Origin of the sequence: Bradyrhizobium sp. NBAIM08, from assembly GCF_020193935.1 — a bacterium.
In the GTDB taxonomy this organism is placed as follows: Bacteria; Pseudomonadota; Alphaproteobacteria; order Rhizobiales; family Xanthobacteraceae; genus Bradyrhizobium; species Bradyrhizobium yuanmingense.
Genome location: NZ_JADYVR010000530.1, coordinates 1 through 432 on the forward strand (window position 1 = coordinate 1; position 432 = coordinate 432).

Below are 432 nucleotides of genomic sequence, written 5' to 3' on the forward strand. Positions count from 1 at the left end.
GTGTTCGCGCCGCGCACGCTCTACCGTTTGCCGACATCGAAGGAGAGGCCTTGGGCCACGCGAAACTGCTCCGATCCGTAACGGCCGAAGGACTTGAACCACCGGGCATCGGTTCGCCAATCCACCTTTTCAGTCATTGGCACCTTCAGGCCGCCGCCGGCGTTCACGGTCAGGGCCACGTCCGCCACGGTGCCGATCGGAGGACCCTTAGAGGAGTAAACCGGCGTGCCGTATTGCGCTAGCCCAATTCCCCCGACGACATACGGTGTCGCCTTGCCGACGCGCGGAAGGAAATACAGGAGACTGACGTTTGTACTCAGCGCGTGGATGTCGCCTTCGCCCCGACGATATGCAACATCTGTCTCGACACTGAGCGTCGACGTCAGAGGGAACGTGACGGCCGCGCCGACGGGCGATGCCGCGGCCGAACCA

Annotated in this window: 1 protein-coding gene; it reads right to left on the minus strand. The window is 63.4% G+C overall.

The window, feature by feature from the left end:
- Positions 1–20: 20 nt before the first annotated feature.
- Positions 21–432, minus strand: a 412-nt coding sequence (locus I6F37_RS40795; RefSeq protein WP_225154491.1) for a hypothetical protein, incomplete at its 5' end; no start/stop codon positions are given.